We start from the raw sequence: 17,302 nt of genomic DNA, 5'->3' as shown, positions 1-17,302 counted from the left end.
CCCACTCCTTAGTTCCAACAGGGCTGATCTCGATCGTTCGCCCAGACGTACTGGCCACGACCTCGAGAAGCGTTGACAACGTGGCGCCCCGCGACAGCCCAAGCCGGGCGAGAGCTTCCGCCACCCGCCGCTGCAGGTCCGCGGGGCTGACCGACAAAACTGACATCAGCCGACGTCCTTGCTGTCGCTGCGCGCGGCGCGAAGGGATGCGGCGATCGCCCGCAGACCCGCTGGGCTCACGTCTCCGACCGACCGGGCGAGCAGCCCGTCGCCCCCTACGGCGCGAATGGCTTCACGCAGCTCGAGCTGCGCCTCAGTCGCATCTGCAACGTCGCTGTCGGAGAGATCCGTAAGGTACCCGACGTCGACACCGCTGTACTCAGCTACGAGCTCAAGCACTCGGAGCGGTACCTCCCCATCGCCTGAGCCATCTCGCAGCCGGGTCCAGTCGTCCTCGGTAAGGGCGATCGCTCGTTCTGTCGCGAGGTTCGCGAGCACCGCGCCAAAGAACGGCTCGCCTGTCGGCCTTGGTGTCCTCTCAAGGAGCTTCAGACGGCGGGACAGCTCGGACCGATCCAGATCGGCCATCGGCTCGAACTCATCGTTGTGTGGCTGCATTAGGGCGGCTCGCCGGGCGAGCTCAAGTGGGTGCACGTCAAGCGCCGCAGCCAGCAACTCCCAGTCGTTCATGTTGAATGGCGCGTTGAAGTTGAGGCGGCCGGAGACGTAGCTCGGGTCTTTCCCGATCCGCGACGCAAGCTCCTGAACGGTCAGGCCCTTCTCTACCCGCAGCGCCGCCGCAGCGCTCGCGAAGGCGCGGGCCCACTCCGATGCTTCACCCATGCCGCGAACGCCCATGCTTCCATCGTACGGAATGGCTAAATAGCCCGACACTTGTGAAAGCGTCGGCGCTCACGCGACTCTCTTCGGTCTCGCTCATCGTCGGGTCATCTCACATCTCGCGGTTGGGGCCTTCCTCCATTGAGAGATGCGACATGGGCCGATTTATTGCCCGAGATGCACCGGCCGGCCGACCCTTGTTCGAGTCGGGCCGGTCTCCGCATCCTGTGTGCCCTCCATCGGCGGTGGTCGCATGTATTGAGTAGCCTACTTAGTGCGCTACGCGATGTCGAGAGAGAGGACCCCTGCGACAATGACTAGTTATGCCCTGGTACGCAGAGCCGTTACTGCCGCCCGATGTGGAGCGCGCCATTAACGTCCTCGGAGCGAACGCTGCTCGCGTCGCCGTGCTTGGGTACATCGGGGAGCACCCGCACTCCACTGTCCGAGAGATTGCCGACGGCACGGAGCTGGCCCTCGGCACCGTCAAGAACCACGTCGCAGCTCTGGTTGCTCTGGGTGCCCTGGAGGCCGATCCTGCCCCAACCGTGCCGTACGCGCTCCGGCGCGGGATGCGAACCCGCTACGTCGTTCAGCAGCAACAGCTCGCCGACCAATACCGCAAGCTGGGGCGACTTCTTGGGCTGCAGTCGTAGCAGTCGCCGCTCCGCTCAGCCTCGATAACTGTTACCCCGCGGCGTGTCGGTCGCTGTAACAGTAATTGCCCCACCCATGATGGGGGCATGAGAACGTCGAACGGTGGTCGCAAGTCCAAGGGTGAGCGCGAGCTGCTCGGTACCCGCCCCATGGCCCCCCTCGCACACGCAGCCCGACTGCGCGCAGACGAGCTGGGACTCACGGTGAGCGACTACCTGGCCACTCTCATCGCCGAAGACCTGGGGATGCAGCAGTACGCCCCCACTCAGCCCGATCCGTCACGTGTGGAGCTGCCTATCGACGAAGTGGCATAGAAAGTCGAAGCCCCCACCTTTGGCAAGGCGGAGGCTTCGGAAGCGTTGGGCTTGATCCGCTGAAGTTTGGCGACGGAATCGGATCGAGCCGGTGTTAGGAAGCGGATTGGCGTCCGCGCCCTGTTTGTCGAAGAGACCGGGAAAGACCCGGACCTCAGTTGTACCCCAAGGACTGCGACCTTTGGAGGTGACCCCATAGTACCCGAAACCCTGGCCGCTGGCCATAGCACAGACGCGCGTTTCGTGCGCGATTCGCCCCAATATTTACCACGACACCCGGTCTCGGGGTCTGTGGGGACGGTCGCGGACGTCTCTGAGGCGTGGGCGTTGACGCGCGCGCTCGTTCGCCGCCGCTACGTGAACGTGATGATCGCGGAAGCGGACGGTGTTGTCCGCTCGAACTCGTACCCGCGGAAGTATCCCTCCTCGAGCCCGTTCTTCCCGTCGACGCCGTGGACGATCGATCTCACGGACGAGCACAGCCGGTTCTGGATCGCCGTGTTCGACCTGGACGCCAAGCGCACCGAAGACTTCGAGCAGGCGGCCGAGGATCTCGGCGTGCTCATCCGCACCCTCCGCGCGCAGAATCTCCCCCACGTCGTGTGCCGTTCATCCCCCACGGGCGGATTCCACGTCTTCCTCGCCGTCGATGGCGTCGACAAGGCCGTCATGGTCCGCCTCGCCGCGGCCGCCAGAGCGGTCCTGCCCTCGCTGGACCACGGTCTGCTCTGCAACGACCGCACCGGCGCGGTGCGCCCCCCCGGCGCACCCCACGCGAAGGGCGGCGCCTCAGCAGTCATGGAAGGCGACACAGCCTCCCTCACGACGCCCACCATCACCACAGCCGACCTCGACCGGCTCATCGCAGCGTTCCAGCAGCTGCGACCCGCCGTCAACGCGACCACCCAGGCCCCGACCGGCCCCATCTCCCCCACGCATCAGGCCCACCGTGACCTGCCCTCCTGGGGCGCAGCGCACATGGCCACCATCGGCGGCGGAGCCGACCCGTCACGCACCGGCTACCTATGCCTACTCGCCGCGGCCGTCGCCGGCTGGACCCGCAACGACGTCGAGCACGCCGCGCGGACCGCCCCCGGCATGGAGCACTACCGCACCCGCCGCAACCCCTCCACCGGCCTCAGAGAACCCCGCAAGCCGCAAGAAGCCGCCGCACGCCTGGACCGGCAATGGGAGAAGGCACTGGGCCGCGCCAGCCTCTACCGGTACGCCCCACAAGACCGCACAGACAAGGACCTCACCGAGCTCGCCGGCATCGTCGACATGGCCGAAGGCCTCCTTCGTGCGTTCCGCGTCTCCCCCGGCCGCTGGGGCACCACCGAACCCGCCCTCCACGACGCCCGCGTCCTCACCGCTCTCGCCTGGCTCGCGCTGCGCTCCGGTGCCCGCGACACCGCCGCCTCCCTCCGCGCGATCGCGGACACCACCGGCATGGCATCCACCACCGTCGACCGGTCTCTGCGCCGCCTGCAGAACGCCGGCTTCGCCCTCCGCACTCGCGAGTCCCAGGGACTTGACGCCGCGTTTTGGAGGGTCACAGACCGTTTTTCCACAGCTCCCCGACAAGACGGGCCACTTCACGACGTGACCGCCCGCCCCCCCGGTCACCTCTTCGACGTCAGATCCGCTCTCCTCGCAGAACTCGAAAGCCGGCTAGACGACGGACGACACGACGTCTTCACCCGCACCGGCCTCGGACCAACAGCACGACGCGTGTACGAAGCGCTCTCCCCGATCGCTAGGGATACGGCCGAGTTGGCATGGACAGCCGGCATCCCCCACCACAGGGTGACTCGCATCATTCATCGGCTCCACGACGTTCGCCTCGCCGTCGCGTCAGGCCGTTCCTGGCGGCGCACCGCACATGATCTCCGACACTGGGCAGCACGCAAGCTCGGCGTCGACGGGATCCTCAAGCGCCGACGCGCCCGCCACGCCAACGAACGAGAGCAATGGGCCTGGTGGCAGAACCACCTCACACGCAAAGCCGGCCGACGCGGACGCGAACGAACCGGCCCAGCCCAAACCCTCATGTTCCAGCTCAGCGACGCCCACGGAGGACCAGAGGCGTGGCCCACCTACCCCTGTCATCCCGACGGAACAGCGGACCACCACACCGCCTGGGAGTACGTCACCGCAGGACTCATCCAGCAGCTCCGCGACACGGAACTCGCCGCATGACGCCGAAGGCAACCGCAGCGCGAAGTGCGGAGGGCGGCAGCCCTTTGGTCGGACGGTGCGACCGCCCACAGTGGGCACAGCCCAGCTCCCGCCGGCTGGCCTGCACCCAATGTGGACGGTCGGGCTCTGACACATGGCCCCACCTGCTCCGCGATCAGGACAGCCTCGGGCACGTAGCTCTCCTCCCATCCCCTAGATGCGTCGAGGTGAGCATTGTTAGCAATTCTCACGTTGTGCACAGCGTTACGACGTGGGCTAGCTAAGCCCACAATTCTACGAATGCCCACAATCCTAACAATGTGTGCAATGATCGCTTTGTGAGGCGTGTGAGCACTTGACTCTCCGCTTGCAATCCCCACACTGTGAGGATTGCTAACTAACCTGGGAAGGTGAGCATTGTGAGTAGAGACCTTGTACAGCGGGATGGGCTGCAACGAGTCATCGCCGTCATCAACGGCAAGGGCGGCGTGGGGAAGACCACTCTGACAGCGAACGCAGGCGGCCTTATGGCCCGCAGCGGCTACCGCGTCCTGATCGTCGACATGGATCCCCAGGGCAACCTCGGCCTCGACCTCGGATACGCGGACGGATCCGACGACGACGCGGGTCGGGGGCTGTCGGCCGCACTGCAGCAGCTCACCGCCGAGGTTCGCGTACTGAGCGCGGTTCGAGAAAACCTTGACGTCGTGGTCGGTGGCGCGGCGCTTCACGGCGCCGCTGCCGCCCTTGCGGCGTCCCAGCGAGGATCAGACGCTCGAGATGCGCTCGCGCGAGTCCTGGCGCCGATAGCTCATGAGTACGACCTGATCCTGGTCGACTGCCCGCCAGGCAACGAGTCGCTGCAGACCGCAGCCATCGGCGCGGCGCGGTGGGTCATCGCCCCTTCCAAGGCTGATGAAGGCACGGGGCGCGGGCTGATGGAGCTCGCCGAACGCCTCGAACGGGTTGTGGAGGTGAACCCCAACCTCGATCTGCTGGGGGTGGCCCTCTTCGACGTGGAGAAGTCCGCGACACGTGTTGAGCAGGAGGCCCGCCGAATGATCAGCGAGGTGGTCGGCACCGAGGAAGTGCTGTTCAACACCGCGATCCGGCATTCAACCTCCGTTGCGCAGCAGGCGCGACGCTTCGGCAAGCTCGTCCACGAGCTCGACGAGTACGCAAAGTCCCAGCCCGAATGGTGGCGGATTCGGAGAGGCGAAGCGAGCGGGGAACGCGTAACGCGGACGGCCTCCAGCGTCGCGGACGACCTGTACGCCCTGACCACGGAGATCATGGAACGCCTCGTCACCCGCGAGGCCGCACTGGAGGAAGCCACAGCATGAGCGACGAGCGGAAGATCGCCGTACTGACCCCCCGAGCACGCCCCCAGGGCGCAGCTCACAATCTCCAGGCCGCTGATCGCACCGCCGCGACACCGCCGCCCCAGAAGGAGACCGTAGAGACGCCACCACAGACTCCCGACGCACCAGTCGAGGCGGAGCCGAAGCGCGCACCGCGAAAGCGCACGACCAAGCCGGAATCCGCGCCGACAGCAACCCGGGTACAACTCGCCGCAGACGTGACGACCGACTTGCGCGGGCGAGCTCGAGCCGCGTTCCGTCACGCCGCGTTCCACGAGTCAGTGCCGACGTTCTCCCAGTTCGTCGCCAACGCCCTCGAGGCCGAGATCAAGCGCATCGAGAAGGAGTACAACGACGGGGCACCCCTGCGCCCCGTGACCGAGGAACTTCCTCGCGGTCGCCGCGCCGGAGGCTAGGTGGTCAATATGGGCCGTTTTCCGACGTGCGGGGGAGTGATCTTGTTACGTTGCCCTAATGGCTCGCCGTCGCACTCGTGTGCCTTCGACTCAGCTGGAGTTCGACCTGTGGGGGAGCAGCGACGAGTCCGTCGATGTGGCTCTGACCGCGGGGGTGGCCAATGATCCCGCGGTGGCGTCTTCCGATGATCGCGTACCCGCTGGTGTGGGTGGCGATGGCGGTCTGTTCGGTGTCGATTGGGAGAGCGATGAATCACTACGGGCAGAGGGTCCGGGAGCACTGGGAGCAGCACCGGCCCGAGGCGTTGGCCGCGCTGGAGGATCCGGAACGGTTCTTCACGGAGGCGGGGGAGGAGCTCGCGACGACGATCGCGACGCTGTCCGCGCAGTTGGCGGGGCCGGATCTGCCGGGGGAGATGTACCTGGAGAAGGTCGCGAGGCTCCGCAACGCGAAGGCGACCGCGACGGAGATCGCGTGGGCGCAGTCGGGTCTGCTGCAGGTGGAGGCCTCTCGCGAGGAATGGGAGAGCGACACTCAGCAGACGCTTCTGGGTCTGCAGGAGTGGGCGTGGCGGATGCAGGCTCAGCTGGAGGGCCTGGAGCAGACGACGTTCTCGTTCGAGGAGACCGCAGCGGAGTACCTTCTGCCGGTGCCGTTCCTGAAGGCTCTGGTCGCGGCAGCGTCGCCGTACGAGTTCCTGAACGAGCCGCAGAACCGGGCGGTGTGGGACCGGTCGGTCGAGGCCCGCTGGGCGGCGTTTCAGAGTCGGTAGCGTTTCGTCCTGACCCGTCCGTACCGTTGGTCCCGTCGGGTCAACGCTCCCGCGTCGACGCGAACATCGCCGCGCTCCGTGTGCTGCGCGCCTGCGAGGCGGAGAGCAGGCCGGCGACGTCGGCCGAGCAGACGGTGTTGTCGCGGTGGTCCAGCTGGGGCGCTGTCCCGCAGGTGTTCGACGAGGCCCGCGACGAGTGGGCCGGCGACCGGGCGATCCTTGCGGGACTGTTCAGCGAGGAGCAGTTCGCTCAGGCGCGCCGCACCGTCCTGAACGCCCACTACACCGACCCTCGCTACGTTGCGTCGGTGTGGGATGCGGTGGCCGGTCTGGGCGTTGAGTCCGGGCGGGTGCTGGAGCCGGGATCGGGTAGCGGCACGTTCATCGGTCTGGCCCCTTCGGGGTACGAGCTGACGGGTGTTGAGCTCGACGAGACGACCGCGCGGATCTCCCAGCTGCTGTATCCGCAGGCGACGATCCACGCGCAGTCCTTCGCGGACACGAAGATCCCGGACGGGTTCTTCGACGCCACGGTCGGCAACGTCCCCTTCGCGGACCTGGTGCTGCACGATCCGATCGACAACGCCAACGGGCACTCCCTGCACAACCACTTCATCCTGAAGTCGCTGCGAGCGACCCGTCCCGGCGGGATCGTCGCTGTCCTCACCAGCCACTACACCCTCGACGCCGGCAACCCCGCCGCCCGCCGTGAGATGGGCCGCTACGCGGACCTGATCGGCGCCGTCCGTCTTCCCTCCGGTGCGCATCGTCGCACCGCCGGCACCGAAGCCCTCACCGACGTTCTCATCTTCCGCCGCCGCGAACCGGGCACCGAGCCGGCCGACACCGCGTGGGAGAGCGTCACGCCGCGGACGGTGGGGGAGCAGCTGGTGAAGATCAACAGCTACTTCGACTCACGTCCCGAGCACATCCTCGGAGAGCTCACCACCGAGCACGGCATGTACGGCGCGCAGAGCCTCCACGTGCGCAGCGACCTCGCCACCGTCGACGAGCGCCTCCGCGGCGCGCTCGAACAGATCGTCACCTCCGCGACCGAGCGAGGCCTGCGCGCCACCGCACGCACCGCATCCGCCGGCTCCGTCGTCGACCAGCTGCCGGCGCTGGACGAGTGGGACGGGACGATCCGCTACGACGAGGCCACCGGCACCTTCACGACTGCCACACGGCAGGGCCCGCAGCCGTTGAAGGTTCCCGCGTCCGCCTCACGGGAGCTTCGCGCTCTGCTGCAGCTGCGCGACGGGGCCGTGCGCCAGCTCGAGCTGGAACGGGCAAGCCTCGACGACTCCGACGAGATCGTCGCCGCCCGCGCCGAGCTCAAAGCCTCATGGGAGGGCTACGTCGCCCGGTTCGGACCCATCAACCGGTACACGCTGTCCGGGACGGGGCGCACCGGGGAGGACGGGGAACCGATCCTCGCCCGCCGGATGCCGACCGCGCCGCGGCTGCTGCGCGACGACCCGTTCGGGCCGCTCGTGTTCGCCCTCGAAGTGTTCGACGACGAGTCGCAGGAAGCGCACCCTGCGGCGATGATGAGCCGGCGGGTGATCCTGCCCCGCCCGGAGAAGCTCGGCGCTGACACGGCCGCTGAAGCCCTCCAGATCAGCCTTCACCACGACGGCCGCGTCGACCTCGACTACATCGCCTCCCTCCTCGGAGATACGGTGGAGCAGGCCCGCGCCCAGCTGGGCACGCTCGTGTACGACGACCCCGACACGGGCCAGCTGCTGACCGCGGCCGAGTACCTGTCTGGGGTGATCCCGCCCAAGCTCGACGCGGCGCGTGCCGCGGCCGAGACCGACGACCGGTACCGGGTGAACGTGCGCGCCCTCGAACAGGTGCTGCCGACCCCGCTCACCCCGGAAGAGATCACCGCTCGTCCCGGTGCGGTGTGGATCAGTGCCGCCCACCATCAGCAGTTCCTCCGTGAGCTCGTCGCCGACCCCTCCGTCACCGTCACCAACCCGCTCCCCGGCACATGGCAGGTGCGCGGAGGGGTGCGCCGCAGCATCCGTGCGACCAGCGAGTGGGGCACCGAGCGTCGGTCGGCGCACGACCTGCTGGAGCAGCTCGCGAACCAGTCGCAGATCCGCGTCGACGACAAGATTCGTGACGTCGACGGCACCGAACGGTCCGTGTTCAACCCGACCGAGACCACCGCCGCGCAGGAGAAAGCCGACCTGATCCGGGAACGCTTCGAAGAGTGGGTGTGGGAAGACCCCGAACGGGCAGCGGAGCTTGCCGCCGAGTACAACCGGCGCTTCAACGGGATCGTGCTGCGCGACTACACCGCCGAAGGGGAAACACTCACTCTGCCGGGGATGGTCGCCTCCTTCGAGCTGCGCGCCCACCAGAAGACCGCCGTCGCCCGCATGGTCAGCGAACCCGCCGTCGGCCTGTTCCACGAAGTCGGCGCCGGCAAGACCGCCGAGATGGTCGCCGGAGCGATGGAGCTGCGTCGACGTGGGATGGTGAACAAGGTCGGTGTCGTGGTGCCGAACCACATGCTCGAGCAGTTCACCCGCGAATGGTTGCAGCTGTACCCGCAGGCGCGGATCCTCGCCGCCAACACCGACACCCTCTCCGGTGACAAGCGGCGCATCTTCGTCGCCCGCGCCGCCGCGAACGACTGGGATGCGATCATCCTCACCCGGGAAGCGTTCAAGCGTCTGCCCGTCGAACCGGACACCATGGCCCGTTACATCGACAACGAGGTCGATACTCTCCGGCACGGCCTGGCGAACCTGGACTCCGAGGACCGGCTCACGGTCAAGCAGATCGAGAAGCGGATCGCTGCGGCCGAGGAAACGCAGAAGCGTCTCCTCGACGCGCCCCGTGACGCGGGGATCACGTTCGAATCCACCGGCATCGACTACCTCATCGTCGACGAGATCCACGACTACAAGAACCTCGCCACCGTCAGCCGCATTCGCGACGCCAACATCACCGGCTCCGCCCGCGCCACCGACCTGGCCGTCAAGCTCGACTACCTGCGCCGCACCCACGGTGAGCGGGTCATCACCGGGGCGACCGCAACGCCGATCGCCAACAGCATCACCGAGGCGCACGTCATGCAACGACTGCTGCGCCCCGACCTGCTGCGCGACGCCGGCGTCGAATCGTTCGACGCGTGGGCCGCGACGTTCGGTGAGACCGTCGACGAGGTGGAGATGGCCCCCCAGGGAGGCGAATCATTCCGGCTGAAGACCCGTTTCGCCCGGTTCCGCAACGTCCCCGAGATGCTGCGGATGTGGCACGTGTTCGCGGACGTGAAGACCGCCGAAGACCTCGACCTGCCCACCCCGCCGCTGCGGATGCGCGCCGACGGCCGGCGCGCCCCGGAGACGATCGCGATCGACCCGTCACCCGAGGTCCTCGACTACGTGCGTCAGCTGGGGGAGCGAGCCGATAAAGTCGCCGCCAAGCAGGTGTCGCCCGACCAGGACAACATGCTGAAAATCTCCGGCGACGGCCGCAAAGCCGCCCTCGATATCCGCATGGTCGACGACACCGCGATCCCCACCTCCGTGCCGCTGGCCGTGGTCGCTGACAACATCGCCCGCATCCACCGTGAGCACCAGGACGACGTGTTCACCGACCCTCGCACCGGAGAGGAATCCCCGCTGCGTGGCGCGCTGCAGATCGTGTTCTGCGACCTCGGCACCCCGAACAAGGACCGATGGAACGTGTACGACGAGCTGAAGGCCCAGCTCGTCACCCGCGGGGTCCCCGAAGGCGGCATCCGTTTCGCCCACGAAGCCAAGAACGACAAGGAGAAGGCCCGCCTGTTCGCCGCGGCCCGCGAAGGCCGCGTGGCCGTGCTGATCGGGTCGACATCGAAGATGGGCGTCGGCACCAACGTGCAGCTGCGCGCCGTCGCCCTCCACGACGTCGACTGCCCGTGGCGTCCCGCCGACGTCGCCCAACGCCACGGCCGCATCGAACGACAGGGCAACCAGAACGCCGAGATCGAGATCTACCAGTACGTCGTCAAACAGACCTTCGCCGCATACATGTGGCAGGCGATCGAACGCAAGAGCCGGTTCATCAACCAGGTCATGCGCGGCCGGCTCGACGTGCGCGAGATCAACGATCTCGGCTCCGACTCCCTCACCGCCGCCGAAGCCAAAGCCCTCGCCAGCGGCAACCCGCTCCTACTGGCCCGGTCGACCGCGCTCAACGAGACCAGCCGCCTCGAACGCCTCGAACGCGCCTACCACCGCAACCAGCGCACCCTCCGCGCCACGATCACCGCGCTCCAGGAGGACCGTGAGCGGGTCGAGAGCCGGATCGCTCAGCTCGAGGCAGCGAAACCCCGCGCCCTCGACCTCAGCGGCGACCGGTTCCGCATCACCATCAACGGCCGCGAGTACACCTCCCGCGTCGACGCGCAGCACGCGATCGCCACATGGGCCACCTCCGCCGGCCTCCAGTGGGCACGGCCCGTCACCGACGACCGTGCCCGCGGTGAGCTCGGCACCATCAGCAGCTTCCCGCTGCAGGCGCGCACCCTCACCGACGCCGGCATCGTCCAGCTGCACATCAGCATCGAAGGCCTCCCCGGCGTCGCCGTCCGCGTGAACACGGATCGTGCGCTCGACCCCGCCGACCTCGGCATCCTCCGCAGCCTCGAGCACCGCATCGCCACCGTCGACGAGCAGATCAGTCGCGCGCGCACCGACCTCGCCTCCATCGACGAAGCACACGCGGACGCCGAACGAGGCCTCGACGCCCCGTTCAAGCACCGTGACGCGCTCCACGCGGCCCGTGCGCGCCTCGACAGCATCGACCAGGCCCTCACCAGCCAAGCCGAACCCGAGCCGCGCCCACAAGCGCCCACAGCGCCAGCCGCGGACACTGGCCCGCACACCGGCCCCGCATCACCGATCGGCACCGGCCCCAGCCTGCGCTGAACCGCAGGGAAAGCCTGACGGCTCCCGGGCCGCTCCACGGCCCCCCCTCTCAGCCCGCCCCAAGGGGCGGGCTCCCGGGGGTGTCGGGGGACTGCGAGCCTAAACCGGCTCTGTCGCTCCGTTCCCTCCGAACGCTCCTTATCCTCCCTCCCTCCGCTGCGCTGCGGTCAGTCCGGTACCGCGTTCTCCGGGCACTGCGCTCCGCCGCCGGTACCGGCCACTTCGTGCCCCCGGCACCCACCGGGAAAACAACGAGGAGGAACAGCATGGAAACGATCGACCTGACACCGACGCCGCTCGAGTACGCGCGCATCGCCCAGCGCATGATCGAAGGCGCATACGGCCTCAACGCGCCCACCGGTCTCACCAACTACCAGGTGCTGTGGGCCTGGCAAGCCGCAGAGAACGCCGCCACCTTCATCGGAGCCCCACTTCACGAGATCCGCCGCTCCCTGGCCAAAGAACTCCTCCGCCACTACCTCGCCCGGGCCAGCAACCGTCCCGCGATCGTCATCACCGCAGACACCACCTACGACACCCTCAACGCCGAAGCCAAACAGTTCCCGCAATGCTCGACCTGCGGGGAGCGTGACGTCGAAGACGCCGGCGACCACGCGGCCAACACCGGCCACTGGCCCACCACCGCCACGATCCGTCAGGAGGAACAGCAGTGAGCCTCACCCTCATGGACGCGATCGACCAGCTGATCGCCGAAGACACCCTCAACGCTCTGCCCACCTGGAACGGTGCGCCGCTACAGTTCACCAGCCGCTACTACAGCAGCGCAGATCTCGACGCCGCCCAGCACCGCCGCGACGAAGAGAACAGCCACCGCAGCTGGGAGGACCGCATCCGCCACGGCTGGATCGCTGACTACTGCGGCGCGCGAGCGACCTACGCAAACCACTCGATCACCACCTACACGGCGGATCTGCGATGCATGTGGGATCGCCACTGCCGCACCGAAGGACAGCATCCCCGCCTCGTCGCGGAGCGCATCCCCTGCGAATGCGTCGGCAACTACCTCCACCTCATCGTCTGCGACACCTGCGAGCTCCACTGGATCGACCCGGACTGGAACGTGGTCGTCGAAGCCTGGCACGACCACGCCTTCCCCGGATGGCGCGAGCTCCCGATCCTGCCTCCGAAGCTTCGCGGACAGATGGGCAACAAAAAGATGAACCCCAAGCTCGAAGACTGGCTCGACACCAACTACCCCGAACACTTCCGCATCCCCGGTGCCCCCATCCTCACCAACCGAGGCGGCACCGGCACCCGCCACGTCCCCAACTACAGCCCCTACGGTGGGTTCGACCTGTCCGTCGACGAGCAGGGTCGCGCGTGAACACCACGCGCGACCCGCGCCTCCCTCGCCCCATGAACCACGCCCGCGAGGTCTCACAGCTCCAGCACCAAGGGCAACGCTTCCAAGTCGGGCAGCGGATCGCCTACGACGTGCGCGTCTACGAGTACAAGAAGGACCGCACCCACGACGAACGTCAAGAGGCGGTCATCGTCGAACTCTGGATCGAGGACTGGCACGGCCGAGACCTGCCCTACGCCGAATGCCTCACCGACAACGAAACCGCCAGCCGCGTCTGGTTCCACCGCGACAACGCCGGCACACCAACCGGGGTGACCGGCCCCGTCCCTGCCAACGCCCTCTTCTGACCCAGCAGCGCCGGGCCAACCCTCACCTGAACGCACCCCGCACGATCCTTGACGGTGGAGCGTCGGGGGTGGTGGGCATACCGAGAAGGGTCACCGGTCCGGGTTTTCTCCCACACCTCCGGTGAGAGAGAGGAAAGAGTGATGTTCGACAACTGGCTCTCCGCTATCGCGTGGGGCGTGGCTGTCCTCTCCCTGATCGCCGCGACCATCCTCGCCATCAGGCTTCGTGTCACTGCGCGCCGGGAACAACACCTCCGAGGTATCGCGCGCGTCGCATTCCTCGCCGCGGTCGGTTTCCTCAGCTTCGCCGTCGCCTACTGGTCAGCGGGTGATGCGCAGCCGGCCATCGCCACAGCGCTCGGCGCTATCGTCGCCCTCGCGGTCGGCCTCGTCAGCCGTCACGTCGCCGCGTCGGAGTAGCCCGCGCTCAGCCCAAGCTGAGCGGCCCGGACCATCCTGGGCCGACGCCTCCGACCGGGCCCGTGGACGACTCCCACCGCAAGGCGTCGGCGCGCAGAGCCGCGACGGTCGCCGCCGTCTCCGACGTGCGAGGAACCTCCCGGGCGAGGTACTCAACCACCGCCCGACGCCGAAGTTCCCACTCCCGTTGCACAGCCACGGAAGGCGTGCGACGCTGCTCCGCCTGCAGAGCCACAGCCGCGCCATGAAGATCAGCGGGACGGTGCTGATCGAACAGCACGTCACCTCGCCGGGTGACCACACTGATCCGGTCGACCGGAGAGTCAGAAGCCGCGGCCGCACGCAGCGTCGCGGGCGTCCCGATCAGTCCCGCATCGTGCGCCTCGTTCGGTGTCCACCGCGCCGCTCGACCCTCCCTGTGATCCTGCACGAACCGTTCCACCGTCGATAGCCGGCTCTCCCACCCCGGCACCGCAACAGCGACCAGATGCGTGTGAAACCCCGCATCCCGGAACCGCTGCGCCGTCGACAGGGTGACTTCCGGGCGGCGGAACGTGCCCTCCACGAGGGTGCTGATCCGCTCCCGCGCCGCGTGCTCGAGTGCGAGCTCCACCCACGCCGACGCGGCCGTCTGCGTGCGCTCGGGCATCGCGAGAGGCTCATCCCTGAGCAGTGCGTCGTAATCGGGGTGGAGTGGACGCAAGTCATCCCCGATCACAGCGACGACCCTTTCGCCGCCCGCGAGACGCACAGCGAGCTGTCTGCCGGCGGTCTTGCCCGCACCGGGCTGTCCACCGATCCCGATCCACAACGGGTCCGCCGATGCCGCACTGTCGGCAAAGAGCTCAGGCAGAACCCTCTCCCTGAATCTCTCGACGATCCAGGGCTCGTGGTCGCTCAAGCTGCGGGCAGCTGGGCCAGCTCGGCCCGGAAAATGGCATCCGCTTCAGCGATCGCGGACCGATCCTGCGCGTCGACGGCATCCGCGCGACGAGCGACATCCACACGCGCCTGCAGCAACTCCGCCCCGGACTCCGGGTGAACATCCTGCAGATGCGACAGCCGCCCACGCAGACGATTCGCCGTCTCCCGCATCACGTCGTAGAGAACGACGGTCGGGATCTGCGCGGCATCCGAGGAGGGGCGGTGAGTGATCACTTGCGACATGCGGACCCCCTATCGGAGATCCCAGTCTACCGCGTGCCCTCGACAGCCGCCTGGGCGGCCGATCGATGCGTGACGGCGTTACGCCAGACCACGCAATCGACCTCTCCACGGGGCCCGTACCAGCTGACGTTGACGACCCGATCGTTCCATCCACGGGCGAACGCCGCGATCCGCTCCGCGGGACGGTCGGGCCAGCTGATCCACGCCCACACCGGGGGTCGGCTCTTCGCCCACACCAGGTCCTGCGGCCCGTATGCCTGCTGTGGAAGCGTGCACGGCGGGGGAGAAGCCTCTAGTACCGACTTGGCGTGCTGGGCGGCGTAGCGGGCCTCGTAGCGGCGGTTGGTCGTCACCGCAGAGCGCTCCTTCCTCCGGCCGACGAGTCACTAGCGAGAATAGAACAAATGTTCTATGTTCAGTGACCATGGCCCACACCGACACCGAACACGACGTGACGCTCTGGCTCGTCGACGAGCAGCCCGCGCGAATGTTCTACGCCGGCCGTCGCTGGACCGTCACCGACACTCCTACTCGGCTTCGCGACAGCGTGTGGAGCGTCACTCCCGAGCAGCTGCACCGAGGCCTCTACGGATGGCGGTTCCAGGGAACCGACCCGGAGGGGGAATCGCTCGTGTTCGACGTGTACGGCGGTGCGGGGGAGTGGCACGTGCACCGCGCCTACGCCTGACCGGTGCCGCCGATCAGCCAGCCTGACCGGAATTCGCCCCGCAGAGCACCCACAGGGGGGCGGTGTGGTCAATTTGGCCGGTTTTCCGACGTGGGGATGCGCCTCCCACGTAGCGTGCGCACCATGAGCACAACACTGGAGAACACCATGCCCGCGGACACGCTCACTCTCGACCGGGCCGAGCGGGAAGCCCTCTCATTACGACTGATCGCGTACGCCGACGAAACCGACCGGTGGTTCGCCGCGAACAACCCAGCTGATGAACCCGCGGCCGGCGGATCCGCGATGACGCCGACGTTGTCGCGTCGCCAGCGGGTGGGAACCGACTCCTGCCGCCTGCTTGCCGACCGGCTCGTATGGAACGGTGACCTGGACCTGCGGGATCGCATCACCCGACTCGACGTCGCGGAAGCTCTCACGGGTTGGCCGACCCCTGACGCGCCGGAGGTTCCTGCGTCGCTGCAGCGCGTCGCCGCGGCCGTCGACGCAGCGCCGGGGCGTTCCGAAGGCTTCGAACCGTATGGTCCCGACGAGACCGTCAACCTGGCCACCCCCGAGGGACGCGCGAGGTTCGAGCAGCAGCTGCGCGAAGACCAGCGCACCGACCTCTGGTACGTCGTCGGTCAGTACGCCGACGAGCACACCGGTCAGCTCGTGCGGGCGGCATCTGCCGAACAGCAGCGCCGCGTCCGTGACGACCAGCCCGCGCCGAGCGTCGACGTCATCGCCTGGGGCATGGCCTACAAGGCCGTAAAGGACCAGCTCGCCGTAGACCGCCTCACCAGCACCGAGATCGCCGCGACGCTCGAGGATCTGCGCACCGTCAGCGGCCCCAGCCTCATGCCCCGCACACCCTCCGACACAGGCCCCACGGTCTCTCCCGCCCCCGCCATCCAGGGGCCGGCTCACTCTCTCTAGACACGACCACGAACGGGGGAGCCTCGCGGCTCCCGGGCCGCTCCACGGCCCCCATCTCAGCCCGCCCCACAAGGGGCGGGCACCCGGGGTGTGTCGGGGGACTCCGAGCCTAAACCGGCTCTGTCGCTGCGTTCCCTCCGAGGGCTCCTTATCCTCCCTCGCTGCGCTCAGTCCGGTACCGCCCTCTCCGGGCACTGCGCTCCGCCGCCGGTACCGGCCACTACGTGCCCCCGGCACCCACCGGGAAAACAACGGGGGGAAGAGACAAGAAAGGAAGGTGGTCCAGATGACCAAGCCGCAGATCGTCGTGTACAGCAAGCCCAGCTGCGTGCAGTGCAACGCCACCTACAGGGCGCTCGACGCGAAGGGCATCGACTACCGAGTCGTGGACATGGCCGAAGATGCCGCAGCGCTCGAGTACGTCAAGGACCTCGGCTACCTGCAGGCTCCCGTCGTTGTCGTCGACGACCAGGACCACTGGTCAGGGTTCCGCCCCGACCACATCGACCGCATCGCCTCTCACCTCACCAACTGAACACCCAACCCAACGAAGGAGAACCATCATGAGCAGCTACATCGTCCGCACCGGCAACCTCGCCGCCACCCCCGAACTCCGCCACGGAGAGAACGGCCCCTACACGTTCGCCCGCATCCTCGTCAGCGACGGCATCCGCCAGGAAGACGGCACCTACCTTGACGGGCCCACGATCGCTTACGACGTCGCTGTCAGCGGAGACAAGGCCGTCAAGCTCGTCGACGCCGCCACCGAGTCCGGCAACATCCGCATCATGTTCGCCGGCCGCTACCGCATCACCCAGTACCAGAGCGAGAACGGCCCCCGCCTGCAGCACCGCGTCAACGCCGACGAGATCGCCGTCAGCCTCACCGGCCAGACCATCCGCGTCATCAAGACCACCACCCCCGACCCCGCCGACTACGGCGACGACACCCCCTTCTGAACCAACCCA

The 17,302-nt window shown here is 67.8% G+C and carries 19 protein-coding genes; 15 read left to right on the top strand and 4 right to left on the bottom strand.

Going from position 1 to position 17,302, the window contains the following annotated elements:
* Nucleotides 1-165 precede the first annotated feature (165 nt).
* Complete coding sequence (locus tag ITJ43_RS14660; protein ID WP_194584597.1) at nt 166-858, bottom strand: helix-turn-helix domain-containing protein; 693 nt, start codon at nt 856-858, stop codon at nt 166-168.
* Between the two features lie 305 nt (nt 859-1,163).
* On the opposite strand from ITJ43_RS14660, the gene ITJ43_RS14655 reads away from it, so the two are divergent.
* The 11 genes from ITJ43_RS14655 to ITJ43_RS14610 all read left to right on the top strand — a co-directional run bounded on the left by ITJ43_RS14655 (nt 1,164) and on the right by ITJ43_RS14610 (nt 13,561).
* Entirely contained in the window at nt 1,164-1,496 is a 333-nt protein-coding gene (locus ITJ43_RS14655; protein WP_194584596.1) for a MarR family transcriptional regulator, read from the top strand.
* A gap of 87 nt (nt 1,497-1,583) precedes the next feature.
* Nucleotides 1,584-1,811: a hypothetical protein gene (locus ITJ43_RS14650; RefSeq protein ID WP_194584595.1), complete on the top strand. Its 228-nt coding sequence runs from the start codon at nt 1,584-1,586 to the stop codon at nt 1,809-1,811.
* A gap of 327 nt (nt 1,812-2,138) precedes the next feature.
* The gene (locus ITJ43_RS14645) at nt 2,139-4,010 is read left to right on the top strand and encodes a hypothetical protein (protein WP_194584594.1); all 1,872 of its coding nucleotides are present in this window, start codon (nt 2,139-2,141) and stop codon (nt 4,008-4,010) included.
* A gap of 398 nt (nt 4,011-4,408) precedes the next feature.
* Nucleotides 4,409-5,332, top strand: a complete 924-nt coding sequence (locus ITJ43_RS14640; protein ID WP_323741250.1) for a ParA family protein — start codon at nt 4,409-4,411, stop codon at nt 5,330-5,332.
* Nucleotides 5,329-5,766 carry a ParB family protein gene (locus tag ITJ43_RS14635; RefSeq protein WP_194584593.1) on the top strand — a complete coding sequence of 146 codons (438 nt, stop codon included), beginning with the start codon at nt 5,329-5,331 and terminating at the stop codon, nt 5,764-5,766. The genes ITJ43_RS14640 and ITJ43_RS14635 overlap by 4 nt, the downstream gene beginning before the upstream one ends.
* Nucleotides 5,767-5,951: 185 nt before the next feature.
* Nucleotides 5,952-6,539: a hypothetical protein gene (locus ITJ43_RS15165; RefSeq protein WP_228495967.1), complete on the top strand. Its 588-nt coding sequence runs from the start codon at nt 5,952-5,954 to the stop codon at nt 6,537-6,539.
* 26 nt (nt 6,540-6,565) lie between these two features.
* Nucleotides 6,566-11,470 (top strand): DEAD/DEAH box helicase family protein, encoded by a 4,905-nt coding sequence (locus ITJ43_RS14630; protein ID WP_228495966.1) that lies wholly within the window; start codon nt 6,566-6,568, stop codon nt 11,468-11,470.
* A gap of 266 nt (nt 11,471-11,736) precedes the next feature.
* Entirely contained in the window at nt 11,737-12,144 is a 408-nt protein-coding gene (locus ITJ43_RS14625; protein WP_194584591.1) for a hypothetical protein, read from the top strand.
* Nucleotides 12,141-12,815: a DUF6349 family protein gene (locus ITJ43_RS14620; RefSeq protein WP_194584590.1), complete on the top strand. Its 675-nt coding sequence runs from the start codon at nt 12,141-12,143 to the stop codon at nt 12,813-12,815. The genes ITJ43_RS14625 and ITJ43_RS14620 overlap by 4 nt, the downstream gene beginning before the upstream one ends.
* Entirely contained in the window at nt 12,812-13,141 is a 330-nt protein-coding gene (locus tag ITJ43_RS14615) for a hypothetical protein (protein ID WP_194584589.1), read from the top strand. The genes ITJ43_RS14620 and ITJ43_RS14615 overlap by 4 nt, the downstream gene beginning before the upstream one ends.
* A gap of 141 nt (nt 13,142-13,282) precedes the next feature.
* Nucleotides 13,283-13,561: a hypothetical protein gene (locus ITJ43_RS14610; protein WP_194584588.1), complete on the top strand. Its 279-nt coding sequence runs from the start codon at nt 13,283-13,285 to the stop codon at nt 13,559-13,561.
* 7 nt (nt 13,562-13,568) lie between these two features.
* On the opposite strand, the gene ITJ43_RS14605 is transcribed toward ITJ43_RS14610, so the two are convergent.
* From ITJ43_RS14605 to ITJ43_RS14595, 3 genes are read right to left on the bottom strand one after another with little or no spacing between them, the layout of a single operon-like run.
* On the bottom strand, nt 13,569-14,462 hold the full coding sequence (locus tag ITJ43_RS14605) for a zeta toxin family protein (RefSeq protein ID WP_194584587.1): 894 nt from the start codon (nt 14,460-14,462) through the stop codon (nt 13,569-13,571).
* The gene (locus ITJ43_RS14600) at nt 14,459-14,728 is read right to left on the bottom strand and encodes a hypothetical protein (protein WP_194584586.1); all 270 of its coding nucleotides are present in this window, start codon (nt 14,726-14,728) and stop codon (nt 14,459-14,461) included. The genes ITJ43_RS14605 and ITJ43_RS14600 overlap by 4 nt, the downstream gene beginning before the upstream one ends.
* Nucleotides 14,729-14,754: 26 nt before the next feature.
* Nucleotides 14,755-15,081 (bottom strand): hypothetical protein, encoded by a 327-nt coding sequence (locus ITJ43_RS14595; RefSeq protein ID WP_194584585.1) that lies wholly within the window; start codon nt 15,079-15,081, stop codon nt 14,755-14,757.
* Nucleotides 15,082-15,152: 71 nt separating this feature from the next.
* Here ITJ43_RS14595 and ITJ43_RS14590 point away from each other — a divergent pair, with 71 nt between their 5' ends.
* From ITJ43_RS14590 to ITJ43_RS14575, 4 genes are all read left to right on the top strand, one after another.
* Nucleotides 15,153-15,416: a hypothetical protein gene (locus tag ITJ43_RS14590; RefSeq protein WP_194584584.1), complete on the top strand. Its 264-nt coding sequence runs from the start codon at nt 15,153-15,155 to the stop codon at nt 15,414-15,416.
* Between the two features lie 123 nt (nt 15,417-15,539).
* Entirely contained in the window at nt 15,540-16,334 is a 795-nt protein-coding gene (locus ITJ43_RS14585; protein WP_194584583.1) for a hypothetical protein, read from the top strand.
* A gap of 286 nt (nt 16,335-16,620) precedes the next feature.
* Nucleotides 16,621-16,869: a glutaredoxin-like protein NrdH gene (gene nrdH, locus ITJ43_RS14580; protein WP_194584582.1), complete on the top strand. Its 249-nt coding sequence runs from the start codon at nt 16,621-16,623 to the stop codon at nt 16,867-16,869.
* Between the two features lie 28 nt (nt 16,870-16,897).
* Nucleotides 16,898-17,293 (top strand): single-stranded DNA-binding protein, encoded by a 396-nt coding sequence (locus ITJ43_RS14575; RefSeq protein ID WP_194584581.1) that lies wholly within the window; start codon nt 16,898-16,900, stop codon nt 17,291-17,293.
* Nucleotides 17,294-17,302: the final 9 nt, after the last annotated feature.

This window comes from Microbacterium sp. VKM Ac-2870 (assembly GCF_015350795.1).
GTDB lineage: Bacteria > Actinomycetota > Actinomycetes > Actinomycetales > Microbacteriaceae > Microbacterium.
This window is presented reverse-complemented; position numbering and strand designations above follow the sequence as displayed.

Bases quoted from the DNA above. Each gene is read 5' to 3' on its own strand.
- ITJ43_RS14660 (WP_194584597.1), bottom strand. From the start codon at position 858: ATGGGCGTTCGCGGCATGGGTGAAGCATCGGAGTGGGCCCGCGCCTTC.
- ITJ43_RS14655 (WP_194584596.1), top strand. From the start codon at position 1,164: ATGCCCTGGTACGCAGAGCCGTTACTGCCGCCCGATGTGGAGCGCGCC.
- ITJ43_RS14650 (WP_194584595.1), top strand. From the start codon at position 1,584: ATGAGAACGTCGAACGGTGGTCGCAAGTCCAAGGGTGAGCGCGAGCTG.
- ITJ43_RS14635 (WP_194584593.1), top strand. From the start codon at position 5,329: ATGAGCGACGAGCGGAAGATCGCCGTACTGACCCCCCGAGCACGCCCC.
- ITJ43_RS15165 (WP_228495967.1), top strand. From the start codon at position 5,952: ATGATCGCGTACCCGCTGGTGTGGGTGGCGATGGCGGTCTGTTCGGTG.
- ITJ43_RS14625 (WP_194584591.1), top strand. From the start codon at position 11,737: ATGGAAACGATCGACCTGACACCGACGCCGCTCGAGTACGCGCGCATC.
- ITJ43_RS14610 (WP_194584588.1), top strand. From the start codon at position 13,283: ATGTTCGACAACTGGCTCTCCGCTATCGCGTGGGGCGTGGCTGTCCTC.
- ITJ43_RS14600 (WP_194584586.1), bottom strand. From the start codon at position 14,728: ATGTCGCAAGTGATCACTCACCGCCCCTCCTCGGATGCCGCGCAGATC.
- ITJ43_RS14590 (WP_194584584.1), top strand. From the start codon at position 15,153: ATGGCCCACACCGACACCGAACACGACGTGACGCTCTGGCTCGTCGAC.
- ITJ43_RS14585 (WP_194584583.1), top strand. From the start codon at position 15,540: ATGAGCACAACACTGGAGAACACCATGCCCGCGGACACGCTCACTCTC.
- nrdH (WP_194584582.1), top strand. From the start codon at position 16,621: ATGACCAAGCCGCAGATCGTCGTGTACAGCAAGCCCAGCTGCGTGCAG.
- ITJ43_RS14575 (WP_194584581.1), top strand. From the start codon at position 16,898: ATGAGCAGCTACATCGTCCGCACCGGCAACCTCGCCGCCACCCCCGAA.